This window comes from Streptomyces sp. NPDC089915, assembly GCF_040684675.1.
Taxonomy (GTDB): Bacteria; Actinomycetota; Actinomycetes; order Streptomycetales; family Streptomycetaceae; genus Streptomyces.
Window position 1 is genome coordinate 1 of the sequence record NZ_JBFBGN010000289.1, and the last position, 2700, is coordinate 2700.

General features: G+C 70.5%; 4 protein-coding genes and 1 pseudogene. 4 read left to right on the forward strand and 1 reads right to left on the reverse strand.

The genetic code is table 11. The annotated features are described in order from the left end of the window. A pseudogene (locus AB0O29_RS34940) lies at positions 1 to 278 on the reverse strand (hypothetical protein); the annotation flags it as partial. Positions 279 to 467: 189 nt separating this feature from the next. Here AB0O29_RS34940 and AB0O29_RS34945 point away from each other — a divergent pair. The 4 genes from AB0O29_RS34945 to AB0O29_RS34960 all read left to right on the forward strand — a co-directional run bounded on the left by AB0O29_RS34945 (position 468) and on the right by AB0O29_RS34960 (position 2645). Next, the gene (locus AB0O29_RS34945; protein ID WP_365160192.1) at positions 468 to 953 is read left to right on the forward strand and encodes an NUDIX hydrolase; all 486 of its coding nucleotides are present in this window, start codon (positions 468 to 470) and stop codon (positions 951 to 953) included. 44 nt (positions 954 to 997) lie between these two features. Continuing rightward, the gene (locus tag AB0O29_RS34950) at positions 998 to 1711 is read left to right on the forward strand and encodes a 2-phosphosulfolactate phosphatase (RefSeq protein ID WP_365160195.1); all 714 of its coding nucleotides are present in this window, start codon (positions 998 to 1000) and stop codon (positions 1709 to 1711) included. Between the two features lie 179 nt (positions 1712 to 1890). Then, on the forward strand, positions 1891 to 2442 hold the full coding sequence (locus tag AB0O29_RS34955; RefSeq protein ID WP_365160197.1) for a hypothetical protein: 552 nt from the start codon (positions 1891 to 1893) through the stop codon (positions 2440 to 2442). Beyond that, the gene (locus tag AB0O29_RS34960) at positions 2442 to 2645 is read left to right on the forward strand and encodes a hypothetical protein (RefSeq protein WP_365160199.1); all 204 of its coding nucleotides are present in this window, start codon (positions 2442 to 2444) and stop codon (positions 2643 to 2645) included. The genes AB0O29_RS34955 and AB0O29_RS34960 overlap by 1 nt, the downstream gene beginning before the upstream one ends. The last annotated feature ends 55 nt before the right edge of the window (positions 2646 to 2700 follow it).

Consider the following 2700-nt stretch of genomic DNA (forward strand, 5'->3'; position numbering starts at 1 on the left):
CGCAGGACCGGCCACTGGGCCAGGAGCAGGTCCCGGTCGAGGAGCCGCAGGAGGTCCTCGTGCCGGCCCTCGGCGAGAACCGTGCGGTACAGGCCCATGCGCAGGCGCGGCCGGTCCAGGTCGTAGGAGCGCAGCCCGGACCAGGCGATGTGCAGGGGCAGCTCGACCACACCGTGCGCGGGCCCGGCGAGCCGGTCGAGGGAGGCGGGCAGTCGGCCCGCGTACCGGGCGTACAGCGCCTCGGCCGCCGACGGGCCGGGGGTGGGGGGCGTCACCATGCCCCCGATTATCCAGAGCCCCGCCCGTCCCGGGTACGGCGACGTGTAATGCGGCTTGCGGGTCGCGAGTCGCGCGGGGGAAGCACGTTCGTGTGAGTATCCGGCTTCCCCACCCAGGGAAAGAGGCGCCCCGGTAGCGTGGCGCCGCCCGTACGGGCACCCGTCGACCGTGGAGGGGGAGGGATCCGAGTGACCGGTGCCTGGCTGCCGCCCGAGCAGTACGTCAAGACCATCGCGAACGCCACCAGTTACGCGGCGCTCTACTTCACCGACACCGCGGGCCGACCGCTCCAGCTCCGCGCCGTCGGTGACGCGTGCACCTGGCAGTGGCCCGGCGGCAACATGGACCACGGGGAGACGCCGTGGGAGTGCGCCCTGCGGGAGTGCCTGGAGGAGACGGGGATCTCCTTCACCGGGCCGCAGAGGCTCCTGGCCGTGCACTTCATCCGTCAGGGGGCCGCCTGGCCCCTGAACAAGTTCGGCGTGGTCTTCGACGGCGGCCTGCTTACGGACGACCAGATCGCCGGCATCACCCTCGACCCGGCCGAACACACCGAACTCCGGGTCCACACGCTGGAGGAGTGGGAACGCACCATGCGCCCCGACGGCTTCGCCCGCCTCCAGGCCACCGACACGGCCCGCCGCACGGGCACGGTCGCTTACCTGGAGTGGTAGTCGGCCGCCTGCCCCGGTGATCCTGTTCGCGGCATGATGGCGAGATGGATCATCGTTTCGCCGGAATTCCGGAGCTGACCGACGTCCCGCGCGTCGCCGTCGTCGTCGACGTGATGCGGGCCTTCACCGTGGCCGCCTGGGTGTTCGCGCGCGGTGCCGAGAAGATCGTGCTGGCCCCCTCCGATGCCGAGGCGCTGGCGCTGAAGGCGGCGAGTCCGGGTTGGCTGGCCCTGAAGGACGGAGCCCCGGCGGCGGGTTTCGACACGGTGAACTCACCCGGTCTGGTCAAGTCGCTGGATCTGGCCGGTCGTACGGTGGTGCAGAAGACGACGGCCGGGACCGTCGGCGCGCTGGCCGTCGCGAGTGCGCCGCTGGTGTTGTGCACGAGTTTCGTGGTGGCCGGTGCGACGGCGCGGTTCCTGAAAGCGGACGGCTCGGGGCCGGTGACGTTCGTGGTCACCGGTGACGACGGTCGGGCCGACGAGGACCTGGCCTGTGCCGAATACGTCGGGCAGCAGCTCGGTGGGGGTGGAGGCGGAGGTGACGTCGCCTCGTATGTCCACCGCGCGAGGAACTCGCGGGCGGCCGCCGACCTTGCGGACGGGGTGCGGCGCGGGTACCTGGGTGTTCACCCTGACGATGTCGACCTGTGCCTGGAAGTGGACAGGTTCCCCTTCGTGATGGTCGCCCGGCGGGAGGGCTCGCTGACCGTGCTGCGTCCTGTCGTCGTGCCTGATGGGTCGACTGCCGTCGGGTAAGGGGTCGGACGGTCCGTGCGGTCTGCTTCCGCCCGCAGTCTGCGTGCCCGTTCGGTCGGGGGACCTTTGGCGGTGTGGTCAGGACTTTTGTCCCTTAGGTGGCCTTCACGCTCATGATCAACTTTAGGTGACTGATCAACAGATGCGTGCATCCGTACGCTTTGATGGGGGAAATCCATATGAACTCCGGTACCACCACGTCCCGTACGTTCCGGACCGCCTGCGCCACCGTCCTCGCCACCGCCCTGCTGGTCGCCGTGGCCCCGGTCGCGTCGGCCAACGGCGGGCCCGCCGCCGCGGCGGAGCCGGCGAACGCCGCCGAGGTGGTGAACGTCGACGGGGGCGGCGCCTACCTCGACCTCGCCTCCGCCGGTTACACCTACGAGGAGGCCGTCGAGGCCTTCAAGGACTCCGACGTCGTCACCGTCGTCCGGGGCGATCTGCCCCGCGAGAACGGTGAGGCTCCCTCCCGGGTGGCCCGCGGTGTGTCCCTCGGCTGGTACGTCTACGTCAAGCTGAGCAAGTCCCAGGCCAAGGCCGTCAACGCCGGTTCGGCCGCGACCGCGGCCGGGCTCATCGGGGTCATCACCGGCGGCATCGGCGCCGCCGTCGCGGCCGGTGTCTACGCCTACATGGTCTCCCTCGGCAACGAGGGCATCGACCGGTGCAAGAACGGCGTGGAGATGAAGTTCACCTACACCGGCAAGTCGGCCGGGGTGAAGTGCTACTGATGAGGGAGGAGACCGCCGTGCGCCGTCCCACCGCACTCTCGACCGGGCTCGTCATCGGTCTGTTCGTCCTTTTCGGGGTGCTCCTGTGCACCACGTGGAGGTCGAGCGGGGACGGTCTGGCGCAGACTCTGGCGGTCTACCTGGCAGTGGCGGTTCCCGGCTGCCTGCTGGTGCTGTGGCTCATGCGCCGCGGCCGGGGGTAGGGGGAGAAAACGGGCGAGGGGATCGGGGCCACCGGCTGACCTCCGGTGGTCCCGG

What these genes read in the sequence shown, in the direction of transcription:
- AB0O29_RS34950 (WP_365160195.1), top strand. Translation starts at nt 998, where the DNA reads ATGGATCATCGTTTCGCCGGAATTCCGGAGCTGACCGACGTCCCGCGC.
- AB0O29_RS34955 (WP_365160197.1), top strand. Translation starts at nt 1,891, where the DNA reads ATGAACTCCGGTACCACCACGTCCCGTACGTTCCGGACCGCCTGCGCC.
- AB0O29_RS34960 (WP_365160199.1), top strand. Translation starts at nt 2,442, where the DNA reads ATGAGGGAGGAGACCGCCGTGCGCCGTCCCACCGCACTCTCGACCGGG.